Origin of the sequence: Streptomyces sp. NPDC058001, assembly GCF_042886315.1 — a bacterium.
GTDB lineage: Bacteria > Actinomycetota > Actinomycetes > Streptomycetales > Streptomycetaceae > Streptomyces.
On the sequence record NZ_JBHVQT010000015.1, the window covers coordinates 235,975 to 257,246 of the forward strand.

At 70.9% G+C, this 21,272-nt stretch carries 24 protein-coding genes and 1 tRNA gene; 10 read left to right on the plus strand and 15 right to left on the minus strand.

What is annotated here, in order from left to right:
• Window positions 1-37: 37 nt before the first annotated feature.
• Window positions 38-1,231, minus strand: coding sequence for an argininosuccinate synthase (locus ACFVT5_RS34255; RefSeq protein WP_389896152.1), 1,194 nt, complete (start codon window positions 1,229-1,231; stop codon window positions 38-40).
• 154 nt (window positions 1,232-1,385) lie between these two features.
• Between ACFVT5_RS34255 and ACFVT5_RS34260 the strand changes: the two genes are divergently transcribed.
• Together ACFVT5_RS34260 and ACFVT5_RS34265 are read left to right on the plus strand one after the other, a co-directional pair.
• Window positions 1,386-1,973 (plus strand): pyridoxamine 5'-phosphate oxidase family protein, encoded by a 588-nt coding sequence (locus tag ACFVT5_RS34260; protein WP_389896154.1) that lies wholly within the window; start codon window positions 1,386-1,388, stop codon window positions 1,971-1,973.
• Window positions 1,974-1,976: 3 nt separating this feature from the next.
• Window positions 1,977-2,684 carry a L,D-transpeptidase gene (locus tag ACFVT5_RS34265; RefSeq protein WP_389896156.1) on the plus strand — a complete coding sequence of 236 codons (708 nt, stop codon included), beginning with the start codon at window positions 1,977-1,979 and terminating at the stop codon, window positions 2,682-2,684.
• Between the two features lie 23 nt (window positions 2,685-2,707).
• On the opposite strand, the gene ACFVT5_RS34270 is transcribed toward ACFVT5_RS34265, so the two are convergent.
• From ACFVT5_RS34270 to argC, 5 genes are read right to left on the minus strand one after another with little or no spacing between them, the layout of a single operon-like run.
• On the minus strand, window positions 2,708-3,247 hold the full coding sequence (locus tag ACFVT5_RS34270; RefSeq protein WP_389896158.1) for an arginine repressor: 540 nt from the start codon (window positions 3,245-3,247) through the stop codon (window positions 2,708-2,710).
• Window positions 3,248-3,254: 7 nt separating this feature from the next.
• Window positions 3,255-4,454 carry an acetylornithine transaminase gene (locus tag ACFVT5_RS34275; RefSeq protein ID WP_389896160.1) on the minus strand — a complete coding sequence of 400 codons (1,200 nt, stop codon included), beginning with the start codon at window positions 4,452-4,454 and terminating at the stop codon, window positions 3,255-3,257.
• Window positions 4,451-5,350 (minus strand): acetylglutamate kinase, encoded by a 900-nt coding sequence (argB, locus tag ACFVT5_RS34280; protein WP_389896162.1) that lies wholly within the window; start codon window positions 5,348-5,350, stop codon window positions 4,451-4,453. Before argB ends, ACFVT5_RS34275 begins: the two co-directional genes overlap by 4 nt.
• Window positions 5,347-6,498, minus strand: coding sequence for a bifunctional glutamate N-acetyltransferase/amino-acid acetyltransferase ArgJ (gene argJ, locus ACFVT5_RS34285; protein ID WP_389896164.1), 1,152 nt, complete (start codon window positions 6,496-6,498; stop codon window positions 5,347-5,349). The genes argB and argJ overlap by 4 nt, the downstream gene beginning before the upstream one ends.
• Window positions 6,495-7,523, minus strand: a complete 1,029-nt coding sequence (argC, locus tag ACFVT5_RS34290; protein WP_389896167.1) for an N-acetyl-gamma-glutamyl-phosphate reductase — start codon at window positions 7,521-7,523, stop codon at window positions 6,495-6,497. The genes argJ and argC overlap by 4 nt, the downstream gene beginning before the upstream one ends.
• 206 nt (window positions 7,524-7,729) lie before the next feature.
• Between argC and ACFVT5_RS34295 the strand changes: the two genes are divergently transcribed.
• Both ACFVT5_RS34295 and ACFVT5_RS34300 read left to right on the plus strand, forming a co-directional pair.
• Window positions 7,730-7,993, plus strand: a complete 264-nt coding sequence (locus ACFVT5_RS34295; RefSeq protein ID WP_389896169.1) for a hypothetical protein — start codon at window positions 7,730-7,732, stop codon at window positions 7,991-7,993.
• Entirely contained in the window at window positions 7,965-8,225 is a 261-nt protein-coding gene (locus tag ACFVT5_RS34300) for a hypothetical protein (protein ID WP_389896172.1), read from the plus strand. The genes ACFVT5_RS34295 and ACFVT5_RS34300 overlap by 29 nt, the downstream gene beginning before the upstream one ends.
• Window positions 8,226-8,330: 105 nt before the next feature.
• On the opposite strand, the gene ACFVT5_RS34305 is transcribed toward ACFVT5_RS34300, so the two are convergent.
• The 5 genes from ACFVT5_RS34305 to ACFVT5_RS34325 all read right to left on the minus strand — a co-directional run bounded on the left by ACFVT5_RS34305 (window position 8,331) and on the right by ACFVT5_RS34325 (window position 13,621).
• Window positions 8,331-8,789, minus strand: a complete 459-nt coding sequence (locus ACFVT5_RS34305; RefSeq protein ID WP_389896174.1) for a hypothetical protein — start codon at window positions 8,787-8,789, stop codon at window positions 8,331-8,333.
• 74 nt (window positions 8,790-8,863) lie between these two features.
• Window positions 8,864-9,190 (minus strand): hypothetical protein, encoded by a 327-nt coding sequence (locus tag ACFVT5_RS34310; protein WP_389896176.1) that lies wholly within the window; start codon window positions 9,188-9,190, stop codon window positions 8,864-8,866.
• Window positions 9,191-9,194: 4 nt separating this feature from the next.
• A tRNA-Pro gene (locus ACFVT5_RS34315) sits at window positions 9,195-9,266 on the minus strand.
• A 170-nt stretch (window positions 9,267-9,436) separates the two neighbouring features.
• Window positions 9,437-11,827 carry an ATP-binding cassette domain-containing protein gene (locus tag ACFVT5_RS34320; protein WP_389896179.1) on the minus strand — a complete coding sequence of 797 codons (2,391 nt, stop codon included), beginning with the start codon at window positions 11,825-11,827 and terminating at the stop codon, window positions 9,437-9,439.
• 162 nt (window positions 11,828-11,989) lie between these two features.
• Window positions 11,990-13,621: a hypothetical protein gene (locus ACFVT5_RS34325; protein WP_389896182.1), complete on the minus strand. Its 1,632-nt coding sequence runs from the start codon at window positions 13,619-13,621 to the stop codon at window positions 11,990-11,992.
• 104 nt (window positions 13,622-13,725) lie between these two features.
• On the opposite strand from ACFVT5_RS34325, the gene ACFVT5_RS34330 reads away from it, so the two are divergent.
• Entirely contained in the window at window positions 13,726-14,013 is a 288-nt protein-coding gene (locus ACFVT5_RS34330; protein WP_389896185.1) for a hypothetical protein, read from the plus strand.
• Between the two features lie 22 nt (window positions 14,014-14,035).
• On the opposite strand, the gene ACFVT5_RS34335 is transcribed toward ACFVT5_RS34330, so the two are convergent.
• Window positions 14,036-14,977 (minus strand): oxidoreductase, encoded by a 942-nt coding sequence (locus ACFVT5_RS34335; RefSeq protein ID WP_389896188.1) that lies wholly within the window; start codon window positions 14,975-14,977, stop codon window positions 14,036-14,038.
• Between the two features lie 158 nt (window positions 14,978-15,135).
• Between ACFVT5_RS34335 and ACFVT5_RS34340 the strand changes: the two genes are divergently transcribed.
• Window positions 15,136-15,735 carry a TetR family transcriptional regulator gene (locus ACFVT5_RS34340; RefSeq protein ID WP_389896375.1) on the plus strand — a complete coding sequence of 200 codons (600 nt, stop codon included), beginning with the start codon at window positions 15,136-15,138 and terminating at the stop codon, window positions 15,733-15,735.
• Window positions 15,736-15,891: 156 nt separating this feature from the next.
• Complete coding sequence (locus tag ACFVT5_RS34345; protein WP_389896190.1) at window positions 15,892-16,095, plus strand: hypothetical protein; 204 nt, start codon at window positions 15,892-15,894, stop codon at window positions 16,093-16,095.
• Between the two features lie 26 nt (window positions 16,096-16,121).
• Here the strand turns inward: ACFVT5_RS34345 and ACFVT5_RS34350 are convergent, their stop codons facing one another.
• Window positions 16,122-17,072, minus strand: a complete 951-nt coding sequence (locus ACFVT5_RS34350) for an AraC family transcriptional regulator (RefSeq protein WP_389896192.1) — start codon at window positions 17,070-17,072, stop codon at window positions 16,122-16,124.
• Between the two features lie 80 nt (window positions 17,073-17,152).
• On the opposite strand from ACFVT5_RS34350, the gene ACFVT5_RS34355 reads away from it, so the two are divergent.
• Complete coding sequence (locus ACFVT5_RS34355; protein ID WP_389896194.1) at window positions 17,153-18,064, plus strand: NAD(P)H-binding protein; 912 nt, start codon at window positions 17,153-17,155, stop codon at window positions 18,062-18,064.
• A 24-nt stretch (window positions 18,065-18,088) separates the two neighbouring features.
• On the opposite strand, the gene ACFVT5_RS34360 is transcribed toward ACFVT5_RS34355, so the two are convergent.
• Window positions 18,089-18,613 (minus strand): DUF6630 family protein, encoded by a 525-nt coding sequence (locus ACFVT5_RS34360; RefSeq protein ID WP_389896196.1) that lies wholly within the window; start codon window positions 18,611-18,613, stop codon window positions 18,089-18,091.
• A 293-nt stretch (window positions 18,614-18,906) separates the two neighbouring features.
• Between ACFVT5_RS34360 and ACFVT5_RS34365 the strand changes: the two genes are divergently transcribed.
• Together ACFVT5_RS34365 and ACFVT5_RS34370 are read left to right on the plus strand one after the other, a co-directional pair.
• Window positions 18,907-20,082, plus strand: coding sequence for a M48 family metallopeptidase (locus ACFVT5_RS34365; protein WP_389896198.1), 1,176 nt, complete (start codon window positions 18,907-18,909; stop codon window positions 20,080-20,082).
• Between the two features lie 96 nt (window positions 20,083-20,178).
• A complete protein-coding gene (locus ACFVT5_RS34370; RefSeq protein ID WP_389896201.1) occupies window positions 20,179-20,667 on the plus strand; it encodes a DUF6314 family protein in 489 nt (162 codons plus the stop codon).
• A gap of 13 nt (window positions 20,668-20,680) precedes the next feature.
• Here ACFVT5_RS34370 and ACFVT5_RS34375 read toward each other — a convergent pair whose 3' ends face one another.
• Complete coding sequence (locus ACFVT5_RS34375; protein WP_389896203.1) at window positions 20,681-21,262, minus strand: histidine phosphatase family protein; 582 nt, start codon at window positions 21,260-21,262, stop codon at window positions 20,681-20,683.
• Between the last annotated feature and the right edge of the window lie 10 nt (window positions 21,263-21,272).

A 21,272-nucleotide genomic window follows, 5' to 3' on the forward strand; every position in this document is an offset into this window, starting at 1 on the left:
CCACCGGTTACGCCAGATCCGGTGGTGCCTGGTCCGGTTACGCCAGGTCCCGCTTGGCGGCGATCTTCGACGACAGGCCGAAGATGTCGATGAAGCCCTGCGCCTTGGACTGGTCGAAGGTGTCGCCCGAGTCGTAGGTGGCGAGGTTGAAGTCGTACAGCGACTCCTCGGACCTGCGACCGGTGACGACGGCGCGTCCCCCGCTGAGGGTCAGCCGGATGTCGCCGGTGACGTGCTGGTTGGCCTCGTCGATGAAGCCGTCCAGGGCGCGCTTGAGCGGCGAGAACCAGAGGCCGTCGTAGACCAGCTCGCCCCAGCGCTGCTCGACCTGCCGCTTGTAGCGGGCGAGTTCACGCTCGACGGTGACGTTCTCCAGCTCCTGGTGGGCGGTGATCAGCGCGATGGCGCCCGGCGCCTCGTACACCTCGCGGGACTTGATGCCGACGAGGCGGTCCTCGACCATGTCGATCCGGCCGATGCCCTGGGCACCCGCGCGCTCGTTGAGCTGCTGGATCGCCTGGAGCACGGTGACCGGCCTGCCGTCGATCGCGACCGGGACGCCCTCCTTGAAGGAGATGACGACCTCGTCGGCCTCGCGCTGCACGGCCGGGTTCTGCGTGTACTCGTAGATGTCCTCGATCGGCGCGTTCCAGATGTCCTCCAGGAAGCCCGTCTCGACGGCGCGTCCGAAGACGTTCTGGTCGATGGAGTACGGGGACTTCTTGGTGGTCGCGATCGGGAGGTTCTTCTCCTCGCAGAAGGCGATGGCCTTGTCACGCGTCATCGCGTAGTCACGGACCGGGGCGATGCACTTGAGGTCGGGCGCGAGGGAGGCGATACCGGCCTCGAAGCGGACCTGGTCGTTGCCCTTGCCGGTGCAGCCGTGGGCGACGATCGACGCGCCGTGCTTCTTCGCGGCGGCCACCAGGTGCTTGACGATGGTGGGCCGGGACAGTGCGGAGACCAGCGGATAGCGGTCCATGTAGAGGGCGTTGGCCTTGATCGCCGGGAGGCAGTATTCCTCGGCGAACTCGTCCTTCGCGTCCGCGACCTCGGCCTCGACGGCACCGCAGGCGAGCGCGCGCTTGCGGATGACGTCCAGGTCTTCGCCGCCCTGGCCGACGTCCACGGCGACGGCGATGACCTCGGCGCCCGTCTCCTCGGCGATCCAACCGATCGCGACGGAGGTGTCCAGGCCGCCCGAGTAGGCGAGTACGACGCGCTCGGTCACGGGTTTCTCCTTACAAGTGCATTCGCTGATATGCATGAGTATGCACTGCCCTGCATGGTTCGTCAATTCACCCGAGGGATGCGTCCGGGGACACGAATACTTAGGCGCCCAAATCATTAGACTTCCGAATGACCTCCGTCGATAATCGGTGGACATGGGAAAGACTTATGAACGCATCGACGGCAGACTCCGCACGTTCATCGAGGCGCAGCCCGTCTTCTTCACGGCGACGGCACCCCTCTCGGGCGACGGCACCATCAATCTCTCGCCCAAGGGCCTGAGCGGCTCCTTCGTGGTCCTCGACGAGCACACGGTCGCGTATCTCGACTTCGCGGGGAGCAACGCGGAGACCATCGCGCACCTCCGCGAGAACGGCCGGATCACCCTCATGTGGTGCGCCTTCCAGGGCCCGCCGAACATCGTCCGGGTGCATGGCCGGGGGGAGCCCGTCTTCCGCGACGACCCCCGCTTCCCCGAGCTGGTCGGGCACTTCCCGGACATCGACCCCACCCCGCACGGACTGCGTGCCGTCATCGTGGTCACCGCCGAACTCGTCCGCGACACCTGCGGATACGCGGTGCCGTTCATGGCGTACGAGGAGGACCGCGATCTGCACGCCAAGCGGTTCGCGCGCGAGGACGACGCGTCGCTGGGCGCCTACTTCGAGAAGAAGGACCATGTGGCGACGAGCCTGGACGGCCTACCCGGGCTGCCGTTGCCGCTGCCGGGCCGTACGTTCTGAGGCATGCGCCTCGCAGTCACCGCGATCCTGTCCGCCGCCCTGCTCACCCTGGGCGCCGCCCCGCCCGGCCCCATGTCCCACCCGGTGCCGCTGCCCGCGCGGATGGCGGACACCGGCGGCGGCAGCCAGCTGATCACCGCCCAGGCCGCGCGCGCGGACGCGACGACCGGGACGGTCACCTGGTGGGACCTGCGCGACGGACAGTGGGTCGCGGCCGGGTCGGCGAAGGCACGCTTCGGCGCCAAGGGGCTCACCGAGGGCGGCTCCCGCAGACAGGGCACCAACACGACGCCCACCGGTCTGTACGACCTGCCGTTCGCCTTCGGCATCAAGCGCGCGCCGGCCGGCACGGCGATCCCGTACCGGCCGGTCCGCGAGACCTCCTGGTGGTGCCAGGACAACGACTCGCGCGCGTACAACCGCTGGACCGAACCGCGCCCGGCGGACTGCCGCGCCACCGAGTCGGAACACCTCGTCAGCTACGCGACCCAGTACGCCCACGCCCTGGTCATCGGCTTCAACTACCACCGTCCGGTACGGGGCCGGGGGGCCGGCATCTTCCTCCATGTCAACGGGAAGGGCGCGACAGCGGGGTGCGTGTCGCTGCCGCTGGGCTCCATGCGGGAGGTTCTGTCCTGGGTGAGGTTGGATCGGGCGCCGCATATTGCCATCGGAACGAGGTCTGGCGCGACGGCGCTGACCCGGTATTGAGCGCCCCGGCCACCCGGAAATATTCAGTGATCCTTCTGCGCCAGTCTCAGCAGGTGGTCGGCGAGTGCCTGGCCTCCCGTCGCCTCTCTGCTGATCAGCAGCAACGTGTCGTCGCCTGCGATCGTGCCCAGGATTCCGTGGAGTTCGGCCTGGTCGATGGCTGAGGCCAGGAATTGGGCGGCGCCGGGGGGTGTGCGGAGGACGACGAGGTTCGCCGATGCCTCTGCCGAGATCAGCAGCTCTCCGGAGAGGCGCCGCATCCGCTCCTCCTTCGCCGACTCCCCCAGCGGCGCGCGCGGGGTGCGGAAACCACCCTCGCTCGGCACCGCGTAGATGAGGTCGCCGTCGTTGTTGCGGATCTTCACCGCGTTCAGCTCGTCCAGGTCCCGGGAGAGCGTCGCCTGGGTGACGTTCAGCCCGTCGTCGGCGAGGAGCTTCGCGAGTTGGCTCTGGGAGCGGACCGGCTGCCGGTTGAGGATGTCCACGATCCGCCGATGCCGTGCGGTGCGGGTCTGCGGCACGGCGGGTCCCGCGTGATCGTTGTCCTGCTGCGCCTGACTCATCGTCGCTTCATTCTCCGGCTCGTCCGTCCCCGTGGACTGTGTCGAGAACGCCGGCCAGGGCCCCCAGGAACGCGTCCACCTCGTCGTCGCGGACGTTCAGCGGCGGCATCAGCCGTACGACATCGGGTGCGGGCGCGTTGACGAGGAAGCCGGCGTCCTGAGCCGCCTGCTGCGCCTGCGACGCGAGCGGCTCGGTGAGCACGATACCCAGCAGGAGGCCCGCGCCCCGGACATGGCTGATCAACGGGTGCCCCAGGGACTCGATTCCGCCCCGCAGCCGCTCGCCGGTCCGCTTCACGTTCTCCAGCAGGCCGTCGTCCGCGACGGTGTCGAGTACGGCGAGTCCGGCGGCGCACGCGACGGGGTTGCCGCCGAACGTCGTGCCGTGGTGGCCCGGCTTCAGCAGGTCGGCCGCCGGCCCGAAGGCGACGGTCGCGGCGAGCGGCAGTCCGCCGCCGAGCGCCTTCGCGAGGGTGACGACATCGGGGTCCACGCCCTCGTGCGCCTGGTACGCGAACCAGTGTCCGGTGCGGCCGACGCCGGTCTGCACCTCGTCCAGGACGAGCAGGGTGCCGGTGGCGCGGGTGATCTCGCGGGCCGCCCTGAGATAGCCGGCCGGGGGGACGACGACGCCGTTCTCGCCCTGGATCGGCTCGATGATCACCAGTGCGGTGTCCTCGGTGACGGCGGCGCGCAGGGCCTCGACGTCGCCGTACGGGACATGGGTGACGTCGCCGGGCAGCGGGCGGAAAGGTTCCTGCTTGGCGGGCTGGCCGGTGAGGGCGAGGGCGCCCATGGTGCGGCCGTGGAAGGCGCCCTGCGTGGCGACCATGTGGCGGCGCCCGGTCAGCCGCCCGATCTTGAAGGCGGCCTCGTTGGCCTCGCCACCGGAGTTGCAGAAGTACACCCGGCCTTCGCGGCCGAAGAGTTGGAGCAGGCGTTCGGCGAGGGCGACGGGGGGCTGAGCGACGAACAGGTTCGAGACATGGCCGAGCGAGGCGATCTGCTCGCTGACGGCCCCGACGACCGCGGGATGCGCGTGCCCGAGCGCGTTCACGGCGATCCCGCCGACGAAGTCGAGGTACGCGGTGCCGTCGGCGTCCCACACACGGGTGCCCTCGCCGCGGACCAGGGGCAGGCGCGGGGTGCCGTAGTTGTCCATGAGCGCGGCCTGCCAGCGCCGGGTGAGGTTGTCGTTGCCGGTCATGCGTCCCCCTCCTCGTCCGGCACGACCATCGTGCCGATGCCCTCGTCGGTGAAGATCTCCAGCAGGATCGAGTGCTGGACCCGCCCGTCGATGACGCGGGCGGTGCGGACGCCGTTACGGACGGCGTGCAGACAGCCCTCCATCTTCGGGACCATGCCGCTGGCCAGTTCGGGCAGCAGCTTCTCCAGTTGGCTCGCGGTGAGCCTGCTGATGACCTCGTCGCTGTTCGGCCAGTCCTCGTAGAGGCCCTCGACATCGGTGAGGACCATCAGCGTCTCGGCGTTCAGGGCGGCGGCGAGGGCGGCGGCGGCCGTGTCGGCGTTGACGTTGTAGATGTGTCCGTCGTCGCCGGAGCGCGCGATGGACGAGACGACGGGGATACGGCCGTCGTCGAGTAGGGCGGTGATCGCGCCGGTCTCGATCCGGGTGATCTCGCCGACCCGGCCGATGTCGATGCGTTCCCCGTCGATCTCGGGGCGGTGCCGGACGGCGGTGATGGTGTGGGCGTCCTCGCCGGTGAGGCCGACGGCGAACGGGCCGTGCTGGTTGAGCAGTCCGACCAGTTCGCGCTGGACCTGTCCGGCGAGGACCATCCGTACGACGTCCATCGCCTCGGGTGTGGTGACGCGCAGGCCCGCCTTGAACTCGCTGACCAGGCCGTGCCGGTCGAGCTGGGCGCTGATCTGGGGGCCGCCGCCGTGCACGACGACCGGTTTGAGGCCCGCGTGGCGCAGGAACACGACGTCCTGTGCGAAGGCGGCCTTGAGGTCCTCGTCGACCATCGCGTTGCCGCCGAACTTCACGACGACGGTCTTGCCGTGGTGCCGGGTCAGCCAGGGCAGCGCCTCGATGAGGATCTGCGCCTTGGGCAGCGCGGTGTGCTTACGGGCGCTCATGAGGAGTACGCGCTGTTCTCGTGGACGTAGTCGGCGGTGAGGTCGTTGGTCCAGATCGTGGCGGTCTCGGAGCCGGCGGCGAGGTCGGCGGTGATGACGACCTCCCGGTAGCGCATGTCGACCAGGTCGCGGTCCTCGCCGACGCCGCCGTTCTTGCAGACCCAGACGCCGTTGATAGCGACGTTCAGCTCGTCGGGTTCGAAGGCGGCGGAGGTGGTGCCGATGGCGGACAGGACTCGGCCCCAGTTCGGGTCCTCGCCGTGCAGGGCGCACTTGAGGAGGTTGTTACGGGCGATGGAGCGGCCCACCTCGACGGCGTCGTCCTCGCTCGCCGCATTGATCACGTCGATCCGGATGTCCTTGCTGGCGCCCTCGGCGTCGCCGATGAGCTGCCGGCCGAGGTTGTCGCAGACCTCCCGTACCGCCTCGGCGAACGCTTCCTGGTCGGGGGTGACGCCGGACGCGCCGGAGGCGAGCAGCAGGACGGTGTCGTTGGTGGACATGCAGCCGTCGGAGTCGACGCGGTCGAAGGTGACCTTGGTGGCGGCGCGCAGGGCCGTGTCGAGGGCCGGGGTGTCGACGTCGGCGTCGGTGGTGAGGACGACCAGCATGGTGGCGAGGCCGGGGGCGAGCATGCCGGCGCCCTTGGCCATACCGCCGACGCTCCACCCGTCGCGGCTGACAACGGCCGTCTTGTGGACGGTGTCGGTGGTCTTGATGGCGATGGCGGCCTTCTCGCCGCCGTGCTCGCTGAGCTGGGCGGCGGCGGTCCCGACGCCCGGCAGCAGCTTGTCCATCGGCAGCAGCAGGCCGATGAGGCCGGTCGAGGCGACGGCGACCTCACCGGCGCTCAGGCCGAGGGTTTCGGCGACCTTCTCGGCGGTGGCGTGGGTGTCCTGGAAGCCCTGAGGTCCCGTACAGGCGTTGGCGCCACCGGAGTTGAGGACCACGGCGGAGACCTGGCCGCCCTTGAGTACCTGCTCGGACCAGAGGACCGGGGCGGCCTTGACGCGGTTGGAGGTGAAGACGCCCGCGGCGGACAGGCGGGGCCCGGTGTTGACCACGAGGGCCAGGTCCGGGTTGCCGTTCTGCTTGATCCCGGCGGCGATGCCGGAGGCGGTGAAGCCCTTGGCAGCGGTGACGCTCACGGTGCGACTCCGATCGTGGAAAGTCCGGTGGTCTCTTCGATCCCCAGGGCGATGTTCATGCTCTGGACGGCACCACCCGCGGTGCCCTTGGTGAGGTTGTCGATGGCGCTGATCGCGATGACGCGGTGCGCGGCGGCGTCGTACGCGACCTGGATCTGCGCGGCGTTGGAGCCGTACACGGACGCGGTGGCGGGCCACTGCCCCTCGGGCAGCAGCCGCACGAACGGTTCGTCGGCGAACGCCTTCTCGTACGCGGCGCGGACGGACTCGGCGGTGACGCCCGCCCGGGGCTTGGCGCTGCACGTGGCGAGGATGCCGCGGGACATCGGGACGAGCGTCGGCGTGAAGGAGACGGTGACGGGTTCGCCGGCCGCCGCGCTGAGGTTCTGGATCATCTCGGGCGTGTGCCGGTGCCCTCCGCCGACTCCGTACGGGGACACGGAGCCGATGACCTCGCTGCCGAGGAGGTGGGTCTTGGGGGCCTTGCCGGCGCCGGAGGTGCCGGAGGCGGCGACGATCACCGCGTCGGGCTCGACCAGACCGGCCGCGTACGCGGGGCACAGGGCGAGCGAGACGGCCGTGGGGTAGCAGCCGGGCACCGCGATGCGCTTGGACCCCTCCAGCGCGGCGCGGCCACCCGGCAGTTCGGGCAGGCCGTAGGGCCAGGTCCCCGCGTGCGGCGAGCCGTAGAACCGCTCCCAGTCGGCGGCGTCGCGCAGCCGGAAGTCGGCGCCCATGTCCACGACGAGGACATCGGGGCCGAGCTGTTCGGCGACGGCGGCGGACGCGCCGTGCGGCAGCGCCAGGAACACGACGTCGTGCCCGGCGAGGACATCGGGGGTGGTCTCGGCGAGAACGCGGTCGGCGAGCGGGAGCAGATGCGGCTGCAGGGAGCCCAGGCGCTGTCCCGCGTTGGAGTTCCCGGTCAGCGCCCCGATCTCGACCCCGGGATGCCCCAGGAGCAGCCGCAGCACCTCCCCACCCGCATACCCACTGGCCCCAGCCACCGCCACACGCACCACCATGAATCCTCCTCCTGGAGAGCATGACTATACGCAGGAATGCACGTTTATGCAACGCCGTCGGGTGGGAGTGCGGACCTGGAGCGGCTGAGCACTGTAGCTGGCACTTGAGCAGCTCAGTTGGAACTTGGGCGCCGGTCGCGTGCACGCTGTGCCCGGCCAGAACCGTGGACACGGCCATGGGCCGGCCGGACGAAGGAGGGGCGATCGTGAGTGCAGATGAGGAACGGGAGCGCTGGGAGATCCTGTCCGAAGGTGGTGTGGGACCTCTCCGGTTCGGGATGTGCCCGGAAGAGGTTGCCGAGGCGCTTCATGTCTCTGGGCCGCTGGAACGGGGCGGCGGCCCGTACGGGCAGGAAGACTTCCCCGACGGGGTGCAGGTGTTCTACGACGCGGGCAGGCTTGCGTGCGTCGCGCTGGATGCGATGACCGGACCGCAGGTCTTTGGCCGGCTTCCCGCTGGCGGGGCGTGATCCCGAGCATGCGCACCAGTACCTCCTTGATCACGCCGCCCAGCACGGCAACTGTCTGCTGTACACCCTCGATGACTCTCTTTCCCTGACTGATCTGGGGCTTCTGATGCGTTCACAGCAGGTTGGGGAAGCACGCCTGACGCGTCCGCTCTTCGTGAAGGAGGAGTGGTTGGAATCGGAGTACTACCGCGACCGCCTGCCCCTGGAAGGTGACCCGGCCATTGATGGATGACCAGCCGTGGCATGCGTACGGGCCGCTGACGTGAACGGTCTGAGCATGTGAGGTGGTGAGCGGGGCCGACCGGAGCGCTCGTGTCACGCCAAAGGCGGGGGGCGGTCAGAGGTGGGGGTTCGGTTGGAGCCAGTGGTGGGTTGTGGTCCAGGCGAGGAGGCGGCGGCCGGGCTTGGTGTTCGGGGTGCCGCCCGCTGCGGTCTGGCGCAGGCCGTTCAGGGCCGGGGCGAGGCGGGACGCGACATGGGTGGGGTGACGGGTCGCCTCCTCGTAGAGGCCGGCGATCACCTCGGCCTGCGTCTCGGGGTCGCACAGCGACAGGTGGAACACCATCTGGCGCCAGGCGTACGCCGCGTCCTTGATCGTGGGCAGGGGCCACGGGTTGTTGTGTACGCGGGCCGTCGTCCGGCACACGGTGGTGAAGCTGCGGCGGGCCAGGTCGTCCCAGCCGGGTTCGGGGTCGATGCCGACCCGGGTGACCAGGGTGGCCAGGTTGTGGGTGGTGAGGATCTGGGCCTGTTCGATGACCATTCCGTTGGCCGCGACCGACCAGTCTCCGGACACGCCGGCCCGGCGGGCGCACAGCTCCGCGAATCCGGGAGAGGTTCGAGGCCCCTGAGCAGGGGGCCGCGTCTCGTTTATCTCGGCTGTCGCCAGGGTGCGGACGCCAGCGTACGCGAGCCGATGGTCAGGCGGCCGTCGGCCATCCCGGGGAGCACGGCACGCCAGCGGGCGACCCGGGTCTCGGCACGGCGCCGGGTCGCTTCGTCGGCGTGGGTCGACGCGGTCAGGAAGGCACGGGCCGGCAGCCGCTGCGGGTAGCTCGCGGATGGAATGATTCCGCCCGATGGATCGACTCCGGCGGACGGATCGGCTCCGAAGGACGGATCGGCCCCGAAGGATGTATCGGCTCCGGCGGGCGGGTTGATTCCGGCGGAAGGCTGCTGCTCAGCGTCGTCTTTCATAGCGCCGACGTGGCAGGTACCGCCCCTGCGCCCTCCGGGTCCCGAGCCCGGTGCTCTCCTGCTGAGCTACACGCCGATGGACGTGAGGCTAGACGCCCGCCCGGCGCGCGTGCAGCGCATTTTTCGGCAGAGCCCCGGGCTCCGGAACCCAGGCTCCAGGCTCCAGACCCAGGGGCCCGGACTCCCCCGAGGCCCCGGACTCCCCGGACGCCCCCGACTCCCGTGGCTTCCGGGGCCGCCGCCCGGTCAGCCGCCCACGTACGTCGCGAGGTGTTCGGCGGTCAAGGTGGAAGCGGTCTTGACCAGGTCCGTGGGGGTGCCCTCGAAGACGATGTGGCCGCCGTCGTGACCCGCGCCCGGTCCGAGATCGATGATCCAGTCGGCGTGCGCCATGACCGCCTGGTGGTGCTCGACCACGATGACCGACTTGCCGGAGTCCACCAGCCGGTCGAGCAGGCCGAGCAGTTGCTCGACATCGGCGAGGTGAAGGCCGGTGGTCGGCTCGTCGAGGATGTAGACGCTGCCCTTCTCCGCCATCCGCGCGGCCAGTTTGAGCCGCTGCCGCTCGCCGCCGGACAGCGTGGTGAGCGGCTGGCCGAGGCTGACGTAGCCGAGCCCGACGTCGGCGAGCCGGTCGAGGACGCGGTGCGCGGCCGGTGTGTGCGCCTCGCCCGCGCCGAAGAACTCCCGCGCTTCGGTCACCGACATGGCGAGCACCTCGCTGATGTCGCGGCCACCGAGGTGGTGGTCGAGGACCGATGCCTCGAACCGCTTGCCCTCGCAGTCCTCACAGACGGTGGAGACACCGGCCATCATCGCCAGGTCGGTGTAGACGACACCGGCGCCGTTGCAGGTGGGGCAGGCACCCTCGGAGTTGGCGCTGAACAGGGCCGGCTTCACACCGTTGGCCTTGGCGAACGCCTTGCGGATCGGGTCGAGCAGTCCGGTGTACGTCGCCGGGTTGCTGCGCCGTGAGCCCTTGATCGCGCTCTGGTCGATCGACACCACGTCGTCGCCGGTGGGAATCGATCCGTGGACGAGCGAACTCTTGCCGGACCCGGCGACACCCGTGACGACGACCAGGACCCCGAGCGGAATGTCGACGTCGACATCGCGCAGGTTGTGCGTCGTCGCACCGCGGATCTCCAGGCTGCCGGTGGGCTTCCGCACGGTCTCCTTGAGCGCGGCCCGGTCGTCGAAGTGGCCGCCGGTGACGGTGCCGCTGGTCCGCAGCCCCTCGACGGTGCCTTCGAAGCAGACGGTGCCGCCCCCCGTACCGGCCCCGGGACCGAGGTCCACGACGTGATCGGCGATCACGATCGTCTCCGGCTTGTGCTCCACGACGAGCACCGTGTTCCCCTTGTCCCGCAGCCGCAGGAGCAGGTTGTTCATCCGCTGGATGTCATGGGGGTGCAGGCCCGCGGTGGGCTCGTCGAAGACATAGGTGGTGTCGGTGAGCGAGGAGCCCAGGTGACGGACCATCTTGACGCGTTGCGCCTCACCGCCCGACAGGGTGCCGGCCGGCCGGTCGAGGGAGAGATAGCCGAGGCCGATCTCCACGAACGAGTCGAGGGTCTGTCCCAGTGTCGTGAGCAGTGGTGTCACCGACGGCTCGTCCAGGCCGCGGACCCACTCCGCGAGATCACTGATCTGCATCGCGCAGGCGTCGGCGATGCTGATCCGCTTGATCTTCGACGCGCGGGCCCCCTCGCTGAGCCGGGTGCCGTCACACTCGGGGCAGGTGGTGAAGGTGACCGCCCGGTCCACGAACGCCCGGATATGCGGCTGCATCGCCTCCCGGTCCTTGGACAGGAACGACTTCTGGATCTTCGGGATCAGCCCCTCGAAGGTGAGGTTCACCCCCTCGACCTTCACCTTGGTCGGCTCCCGGTGGAGGAAGTCCCGCATCTCCTGCTCGGTGAACTCACGGATCGGCTTGTGCGGGTCGAGCAGCCCCGACTCGGCGTAGACCCGGACGGTGAAGAAGCTGTCCGACTTCCAGCCGGGGATGGTGAACGCGCCGTCGGCCAGCGACTTCGCGTCGTCGTAGAGCTGGGTGAGGTCGATGTCGGAGACCGTGCCACGGCCTTCGCAGCGCGTACACATGCCGCCGGTGCGGTTGAAGGTCGCCCGCACCGCCTTCCTGGCACCGCGCTCGACGGTGATCGCACCACTCGCCCGGACCGACGGGACGTTGAAGGCGAACGCGCTGGGCGGGCCGATGTGCGGCTTGCCGAGCCTGCTGAAGAGGATGCGGAGCATCGCGTTGGCGTCGGTGGCGGTGCCGACCGTGGAGCGGGGGTCGGCGCCCATCCGCTGCTGGTCCACGATGATCGCGGTCGTGAGCCCTTCGAGTACGTCGACCTCGGGCCGCGCCAGCGTCGGCATGAAACCCTGGACGAACGCGCTGTACGTCTCATTGATCAGCCGCTGCGACTCGGCCGCTACCGTGTCGAACACCAGCGAACTCTTCCCCGAGCCGGAGACGCCCGTGAACACCGTCAGCCGGCGCTTCGGGATCTCGACGCTGACGTCCTTGAGGTTGTTCACGCGCGCGCCGTGCACGCGGATCACATCGTGGCTGTCGGCGCCGTGCCGTACGGGCGACCGGGGGTCCGTTCTCTGGGCCTTGCTCATCGTCTCTCCATCTGTGGCTGCGGGGCCGCCTTCGCGAGGGTCCGGTGTCCAGGTGAACAGCGGGGCCGCGACCCTACCGTGCAGGGTGTGCCGTCGAGGCTACGAGGCCGGCGGCCGACCGCGCTTCTCCGATCCTGATCCGGTGCACCGCTCTCGATGAGATCACTGCTCCCCACCGGTGCCTCCTGCACCACTCCTGTTGTAATCACTGCTCTCAGCGAGATCACCGCTCACGGACGCGGGTGGAGTACGGCCGGGGTAAGCACGCGGGATAGGCAGGCGGGGTATCAGATCCGCCGCCACACCGGCCGGCAGTGACGGGTTGGCGGCTGCCGATTCCACCACCTGCCAGTCGGCGTCGGTCAGCAGCCCCGCGATGACCTCGGGCGGGAGCGCCGGGTGCCCTGCGGCGTGCGGCCTTGCCTCGCGGTCCGCCAGGCAGGCGAGGAGCGCCGGGGCCGTCGCGTTGCGGTGCCGGGCGACCTCGCGAAGCGCCTTGTGTACCGCCCGCCCGTACCGGGTCAGGTCCTCAAGGAGCGCCGGAGATGCGTCCGGATTGGCCGCCACCTTGGCCACGACCCGTGCTCCGTGCCGGGCGACCATGGCGCGCAGCCGTGCTTCGGAGAGGCCCGGGTGCGGCGCGACGGACTTGACCACTTTCGCGTCGGGGTCGCCGGCCAACGCGTCGCGGATTCCGGCGGGCAGGTCGCGCCGTTGGGCGACGAGCATCCGTACGGCCGGGTTCGGTGCCTGGGTCAGCGTCTCGACCTCGGCGGGAGAGGCGGCGGCGATCCGCGGCAGCAGGGTGGCACGGATCTTGACGGCACCGGCCAGGTCCGCGGTGAGGACGTCGAGCGGCACCCGCGGATGGTGGGCGAGTTCGCGCAGCACGTCGTGGTCCCGGTCGCCTGCCAGTACGCGGATCAGGGCGTCGCCGATCGCGGGATTCCCGGCGAGTTCGGCCCGGACACCGGGCATCGGGTCCCTGGCGAGCCGCGCGCCCACCTCCGGGGGCAGGTCGGGTCGGCCCGCGAGCGCACACCGCACGATCATCGAAGGGTGGTCGGCGAATCCGACGACGGCCCCGGTGGGCGTGGCCGGGTTCCGCAGGGCCGCGACCTGCGTGTCGTGCACGGTGGACTCATGGGAACCGCCGCAGGCGGCGCCCGGAAGCAAATCGCAGTTGAGGCTCGGGCAGTACGGATCGTGCGTGAAGGGTGTCTCCTCGCGGTCGCAGACCAGGCATCGCCGGGCGGGAGGCAGCCCCTCGCCGGTGATCAGCGCCGCCAGGATGTCCGGGGGCGTCGCTTCGTTGACGGCCACCGCGCGGCGGACCTCGGCGTGGGGATGCGCGGCGAGTCCGGCAGCCACCTCCGGCGTCGTCCACAGCGCCAGTTCCGCGACCACCCGTACATCCGTGTCCGCCGCGAGCGTCCGCACCACGTCGGACGGGAGGCCGGGGCAGGCCGCCAGTTTCTCGCGGCGTTCGGCGTCCGGATCCGCCGCGAACAGGCGCGCCCACTCCGGTCGCCCGGCACCCTCGTGGAGCAGCGCGAGAGCGGCGTACGGGTGTGTCGCCGGGTCGATGTCGGCGTCGGTCAACCGGCCCTCGTACACGAGTCGTACGGCGCTCTCCTCGACGCGTGCGGCCAGCGCGACCGCCTGTTCACGGGTGAGGTCCGCGCGAGCGGCGAGGTCCGAGGCAATGTCGGCGTCGGCGACCGCGATGAGACGGTCGACCAGTTCGGACGGCAGGGCCGGGTGGGCGGCGAGCCCGCACAGGAGATGGTTCACAGAGGCATCCTGCCTCGCCCTGCCTCGCCCGTAGGGTGGGGAGGGTGAGGAATCAACGCCGCTTGCGCCGTCTGACAGTTGGCGAGGTGACCTGGCTGTGGTCCGTGAGGCACAGGTGCCGCGAGTGCCGCGAAGTGCTGTACCTCCGCGCGGAAGGAAGTGACGCGGCCCTGCGGATCGTCTTCTACGGGGGTCCCGGCCGCGCCATCGCGACCTATCCGCTGCATTCGGGGGCGATCAGCGACGGCCCCTTCACACTCAACCTCCACGAGCCGGGTGTCGTCCGCCGGTTCGTGGACGAGGCGGTGGCACGGGAGATCCTGCCCGTTCCGCGCGGGGTGAAGGAGATCGACGGCTGGCCACTCTTCGACGCACTGGCCGCCCGCGACTGACCCTCCCCCGGCCGGGTACCGCTCAGGCCCGGGTCGGGAACGTGAAGCGTACGTCGGTCAGTTGCTCCGACACCTCCCACAGACGGCGGCCCGTCTCGGGGTCGGACGCCGTGGGTGACGGGCGCACCTGGGTCGGCGCACCGCGCAGTTCGGCCGGACCGTCAGGACCGATGAACTGGCCGCCCTCCAGCCCCGGTTCACTCGCCGCGTAGAGCTGCGGCAGCGCGCCGCGGTCCGGGCGCTGGGCGAACAGCGGGTTGCCGATTCGGCCGAGCACCACCCGATACAGGCCGACCGGCGTGCCGCTCTGAAGGTTGGTCGCGGTATATCCGGGGTGGGCGAGCAGGCTGCGTACCGGGCTGCCGGCCTCGGTCAGGCGCCGGTGGAGTTCCTGTCCGAAGACGGCGTTGGCGAGCTTCGACTGGTTGTACTGGCCCATGGGCGAGTAGCGGCGCTCGCCGTGGAGGTCGTCGAAGCGGAGCCGGGCCGAGCGTGAGCGGTGGTTGACCGAACTGACCGTGACCACCCGGGGGTTGTCACCGAGGGCCAGCAGGTCGAGGAGTAGCCCGGTGAGCGCGAAGTGGCCGAGATGGTTGCAGGCGAACTGCAGCTCATGGCCCTGTGCGCTCAGCGAGCGGGGCGGCGCCATCACTCCGGCGTTGTTGACGAGCACGTCCAGGTGCCGGTGGTCGGTGTGCAGGCGGTCCGCGAAGGCCCGGACCGAGTCGAGGTCGGCCAGGTCGAGGTGGCGTACCTCCAGGTCGGCATCCGGCTGTTCGGCGGTGATCTCCGCGACCGCCCGGCGCCCCTTCCTCTCGTCGCGCACGGCGAGGATCACGTGCCCGCCGCGCCGGGCGAGCGCCCGGGTGGTCGCCAGACCGAGACCGCTGTTGGCCCCGGTGACGACGAACACCCGCTTGGTCTGGTCCGGAATCCGGTCCACGGTCCACTGCTGCTGCGTCATGCGGCACATGCTGCCCTCGGTGGCACATGGTGTCAACATGCGCCTAGGTGTCACGCAAGGCATGGCGTTACCATGACGCCGTGAACTCCCGCCCAGAGGTCCGCTCAGAGGTCCACCCCGAAGCCCGCTCCGAAGCTCGCCCCGAACCCCGCTCCGAAGTGAGCCTCGCCCAGCGCAAACGCCAGTTCGTCTCGAACGAGTTGACCGAGGCGGCGCTGCAACTGCTGGCCCTGAAAGGGTTCGACACGGTCACGGTGGACGAGATCGTGGCCACCGCGGGCGTCTCCAAGCGCACGTTCTTCCGGTACTTCGCGTCCAAGGAGGACGTGGTCGTCCAGTTCCTGGCCGACATGGGCACCGGGATGCGCGCGGAACTGGCGGACCGGCCCGCCGGGGAGCGGCCGTCGCAGGCGCTGCTGCACGCCGTGTCGGTCCCCGTCGCCGCCTGCGCCGACCATTCCGATCGGGCCCTGCGGGTGGTCCAGCTGATTCTGCGTACGCCGGCTCTGCTCGCGCGTTTCCTGGAGCGTCAGGCGCAGTGGCGCGACGATCTGGCGGCGGAGTTGGCGCACCGCCTGGAGCTGGACCCCGACGCCGAGTTGTACCCGCGGCTGGCCGCCGGAATGGCGCTGACCGCCTTCGACGCCGTACTGCACCGATGGAGCGGCAGCGACGCCACCGAGGACCCCCTCGCCCTGCTCGACCGGGCCTTCACCGTCATCGCCCCGGCACTGGACACCGTCGGGCGGACCGCATGAATGGCCATGACACCCGTGCCACCGCCCGGCATCATGAGCCCCATGCAGAACCCCAGCGCCGAATGGATCACCGTCGCGGCCTACGAGAACCTGCCGGGCCGCCCCCGGCCGATGGCGGCCGTACGCGCCTGACTGCGTGACCGCGGCATCGACTGGATGCCCTTCGAACAGGGCGAGATCCGTTGGGACTTGTCCTGCGGTATCGGTTCCGACGGCCACTGGCACGGCTGGTTCACCGTCCGCGTACGTGCCGATGCCCTTCGGCGGCTCGGACTCCGTCCCGACCAGCCCACCGCCGAGGTCACCGGCTCATCCCCGCCCGGATGGTGGCACGCCGCCGCGGAACGCGACGCTCACTAGCACCTCACGCCCCACCCCAAAGACACTCACACCTCTGAATCCGGCGCGATGGCGCGGTGCTCGGCTTGGTGCTCGGCCCGGTGCTCGGTCGGAGTGGTGCCCCGTACGCGCTTGAACGCGACGCTCAGGGCGAAGGTGTTCGCGTAGCCGACCCGGCGGGCGATCGAGCCGACCGTGGCGTCCGACGCGCGCAGCAGGTCGGACGCCATACCGATGCGCCACGCGGTGAGGTACGTCATCGGCGGTTCGCCGACCCGCGCGGTGAAGCGGCGGGCCAGTGCGGCGCGGGACACGCCCGCCCCGGCCGCGAGTTTCTGCACGGTCCACGGGTGCGCCGGATCCTCGTGGAGCAGCCGCAGGGCCCGCGCCACCACCGGATCGTCGGTCACGCCGTACCATGCCGGCGCCCGTACGTCGGGCCGGTCGAACCAGGCGCGCAGCGTGGACAGGAGCATCAGGTCGAGAAGCCGGTCACGCATCACCTGCTGTCCGGGCTGCTCGGTCACGATCTGCTCGATCACCAGATCCCGCAGGGGACGGTGGCACGCCGCGTCGGCGACCACCAGGACCTCGGGCAGCGCCTGGAGCAGCCGTTCACTGATCTCGCCCCGGCCGGTGTAGGCGCCGCTGAGCAGCAGGGCCGAGCCCTCCGGCCCACCATCGGTTCCGGCATCGCCGGTCGCGCCGCCGACCCGCACGCAGTAGTCGGAGCTGTGGATCACGGCGCGCGGTGGCGTGGCCGGGTCGTCCGCGACCTTGTACGGCGTCCGGCCGCTGATGACCGCGATGTCCCCGGTGCCGACCGGGACGGGTGCACCGCCGGCGGGGACGATCCATGCCCGGCCGCGCAGCATCGTGGCGAGCGTCAGGGGTGAACCACTGGCGAACCGCAGGGACCATGGCCGCTTCATGACCGTCCGCTGGAACAGGGCACCCCGCGCCCGCACACCGTCCAGCAGTTCGGAGAGCACATCCACGCCTTCACTGTAGACGCGTGGACATCGGAGTGAGAGGAACAGCCATGGATCGTCTCACATGGGGCGACTTGACTGGACCCATGACCAAGCACCTGACCGAACAGTCGACCACGTCCACGACCAAGCACCGGGCCACCCACTCAGCCCCGCACCCGACCAAGCACCCGATTCTCGTCACCGGCGGTACCGGCAAGTCCGGACGCCGGGTGGTGTCCCGGCTCCGCGCCCTGGGGACCCCGGTCCGGATCGCCGCCCGCTCCGCCGAACCGCCCTTCGACTGGCGGGACCGCACCACCTGGGATGCCGCGCTGGACGGAGTACGGACCGTCTATCTCGTGCCGCTGGACGGCGAGTTGCTCACCCGCCCCTTCGTCGAACGGGCCGCCCGGCTCGGTGTCGAACGCGTCGTCCTCCTGTCGGGGCGCGGCGTCGACGTCCCCGGCTACTCGGGCGAGGCGAACTCCGCCGGTGCCACGCACGTCGACGGTGAGAGCGCGGTGCGCGACAGCGGTCTCGCATGGACGATCCTGCGCCCCGCGTGGTTCGCGCAGAACTTCAGCGAGGGTTTCTTCAGGGACGCGATCCTCGCCGGTGAGTTGAGGCTGCCCGCCGGAGACGGCGCGGCCTCCTTCGTGGACGCCGAGGACATCGCCGAGGTCGCGGTCGCGGCGCTCACCGAGGACGGCCACACCGGGCAGACGTACGAACTCTCCGGGCCCCGGGCGCTGACCATGGCCGATGCCGTCGCCGAGATCTCCCGGGCCTCGGGCCGCGCGATCCGCTATGTCCCGCTCTCGCACCGGGAGTTCGTCACCGAACTCATCGGCCTTGGCTGGTCCGCCGCCGAAGCGGAGGAGTACGCCGAGGCGGTGGGCCCGATCCGGCGCGGCCTGGACGCGGGCCTGTCGGACGGCGTGCCGCGCGCCCTCGGCCGACCGGCACGCGACTTCTCCGAGTACGCCGACGCGTCCGCGAAGGCGTGGCGCGACTGAGCCCGCCCCCGACTCCTGACGCAATCAGCTGACGCCGTCACCCAGCGTCCAGGCGCGGAAGCCCGCGCTCGTCGCGAGCGAGGTCAGTTCCTTCGCGTGGGCGGCGCGCAGGCACACCACCGGATAGCAGTCCGACTCGATGTCGAGGACGGCGAGCGCCGCGCCGATCGCCTGGTGGTGCCGGCCGCAGACCTCCAGGAATTCGAAGGTCGGCAGTTCCGTGTCGCCGTCCTCAAGCAGCACCCAGGGGTCGACGGAGGGGCGGGACGCGAGGTGTCCGAGCTGGGCGCGGATCTCGTGCGGATCCTCCTTCCAGTCGAACTCGGCGAGCAGCCGGTGCCCCGCGAGGGCGTCGCAGAGCGCGATCCAGGCCAGGTCCGGGATCGGCTCGTCGATACCCCGGTCCGCCAACTCGTCGGCGTACGCGCGCACATAGCCCTCCGGGTCGTCATGGGCGCGCAGCACCCGCTGCGCCACGTCGGGATGCGCGGGCGCCAGCAGGGCCGCCATGGCGGCCAGGGACGTACGGACTGAATCGGTGCCCGACATGGGTGCGCTCCTTCGGTCGGCATCCTCCCGGCACCCTGCCACAGGGGTACGACAACGGGCGTTCGGACGGCGCGGTGGGACCGTCCGCCCGGCGGTCACCGGCGCGCTACGCTGCGGGGCCGCTCAAGCGGGCTGTTGGGGGGCGGTTCCGGGAAGGGGCCGTTCAAGGGGAGGGGACTGTCGTGGCGGAGTCGAGTGTTGCCGTGGGACGGGCGAGAGCCTGCCCGGAGTGCGGGGCGGATGTGCCGGAGGATCCCCGGTTCGTCGCCTGGTGCGCCGGGTGCGGATGGAATGTGGACCCGAGTCCCGAGGACGCGGCGCCGGGCCGGGTGGAGGCCGTGCGGCGACGCCTCGCGCACCGGCACGGCGAGCAGTTGCTGACCGAGATGACGACGGCGACCGATCCGCGCCCCCGCCGGGACACGGCGGGCGTCGTCGCGTACGGCATCGCGCTGGCCGTGCATCTGGTCACGGTGGTCCTGACCGTTGCCGGGGTGCTGCTGGTGGTCCTGGGCTGGAGCACGGTGATCCAACCGATCATCGGGGCCGTGCTGTTGATCGTCGCCTTCGCGCTGCGGCCCCGTTTCGGACGGCTGCCCGACGACACCCCCGTCCTCTCGCGCGCCGAGGCGCCCCGGCTGTTCGCGCTGATCGACGAGATCGCGGCCGTCGCGGGCACCCGTGGCGTGGACGCGGTCGCGGTCGGCCCCGAGTTCAACGCGAGTGTCACCACGTACGGAATCCGGCAGCGGCGGGTGCTGCGGGTCGGGCTCGGGCTGTGGGAGGTGATGAGCTGGGAGCAGCGCGTCGCCGTACTCGGGCACGAGGTGGGCCATTACGCGCACGGCGACATCCGGCACCAGCAGGTGATCGGCGGCGCCCTGCGGTCGCTCGCGCTGTGGCTGCACATGCTCTCGCCGATCGCGTCGCCGACCCTGATCGAGCGGTTCGCCAACGCCCTGATGTTCCTGCCGCGCTGTGCGGTACGGGGCCTTCTGCTGCTGCTCGACCATCTGACGCTGCGGGCCTCGCAGCGCGCCGAGTACCTCGCCGACCGGACGGCCGCCCGCGCCGGTTCGGCCGCCGCCGCCACCGAGGTGATGGATGTGCTGCTGCTCGGCAGCGCGGTCGGCACCGAGCTGCGGCGCGCGTCGGTCTCGGCGCAGACCAGGAGGGGGACAGGGGGCCGCACCGAGGTGGCCGACGGACTGTGGGAGCGGCTGGCCGCGCACACCGCGTCGGTGCCGGAGCACGAGTTCGAGCGGCTGCGCCGGGTCGGTGCCCTGCGTGGCCACAGTGTGGACGCGACACATCCGCCGACCCATCTGCGCCGCCGGTGCCTCACCGAGGGTGAGCAGTGCGCGGGCCTGGTCCGGATCGAGGACGCGACGGCGGACGCGGTGGCCGGTGAACTGGCCGCCGCACGCGCCCGGTCGGCCCAGCAGGTCGTCCGCGACTACGCGGGCTGATCCCCGGCCCCGGTCCCGCCCCGCCACCCTCGTGCGTAAGCTCGATCGTGCCGCGTACACCGCTACGCGGCACGAGCAGGGGAAACGGAAGGGATCGTGGGCGAGTTCCAAGGCGTGCCCGATGTGCTGGCGTATCTCGGCGGGCGGTGGCGGGTGGAGCGGGTGGTCCGTGATCTGGCGGGCGGGGCGGAGGGCCGGTTCACCGGCACCACTGACTTCCGGCCCCTGGAACCGGCCGCCACGGACACGCCCGGCGCCCTCACCGGCGCCACCGTACGCGGGCTGCTGCACCACGAGTCCGGCACCTTCGTCTGGCAAGGTGTCGCCCGCCCCGCCGAGCGCACCCTCCGCTTTCTGCCGGGCGAACCGTCCGGCACGGCCCGCGTCGAGTTCGCCGACGGACGCCCCTTCCACGACCTGGACCTGCGTACGGGCCACTGGGTCGCCGACCACCCCTGCGTGGCGGATCTGTACCGGGGCGTGTTCACGGTCGACGGCGACGACGACTGGCGCACCGAGTGGCGGGTACGAGGCCCGGCCAAGGACCTCGTCCTGAGCACCGTGTACCGCCGCGACACCGCGTAATGCTCCCGCCGCGCTACATCGAGGGACCCCCGTCCAGCCGCAGACTCCACCGCCCCGGGCTCCCCGTGAGCGTCACCGTCGACAGGGGCAGCACGTCTATGCTCCAGTACGTCGTCGGCGCCGCCTTGAGCGCGTAGACGAGGGCCGCCCGGACCACCGTGGGTTCGGCGACGGCGACGATACGGACCCCGTCCTCGGCGGGGCGGGTGTCCAGCCAGTGCCCTATCCGGGAGATGAAGGCAAGGAGCGATTCGCCGCCGTGCGGAGCCGCGCGCGGGTCGCCCAGCCACAGGTCGACGGCGTCCGGTTCATGGACGGTCACCTCGGCCAGGGTGCAGCCGCGCCAGCGGCCCATGTCGCAGTCGCTCAGGGCGGGTTGGACGAGGGGCGCGAAGCCGAGTGCGGTGCCGGTGGCGCGGCTGCGCGGGGTCGGTGAGCAGTAGCGCAGCTCGGCGACACCGAGCGGGACCAGGGCATGGGCGGCGACCTGCACCTCGTACCATCCGGCCTGGTCGAGCGGCCGGTCGTCATCGAAGCGTTCCGCGAGCAGCGAGGAACTGCGGGCGGTGGCGATGAGTGTGACGCGAACCTGCATGCGGTGATCG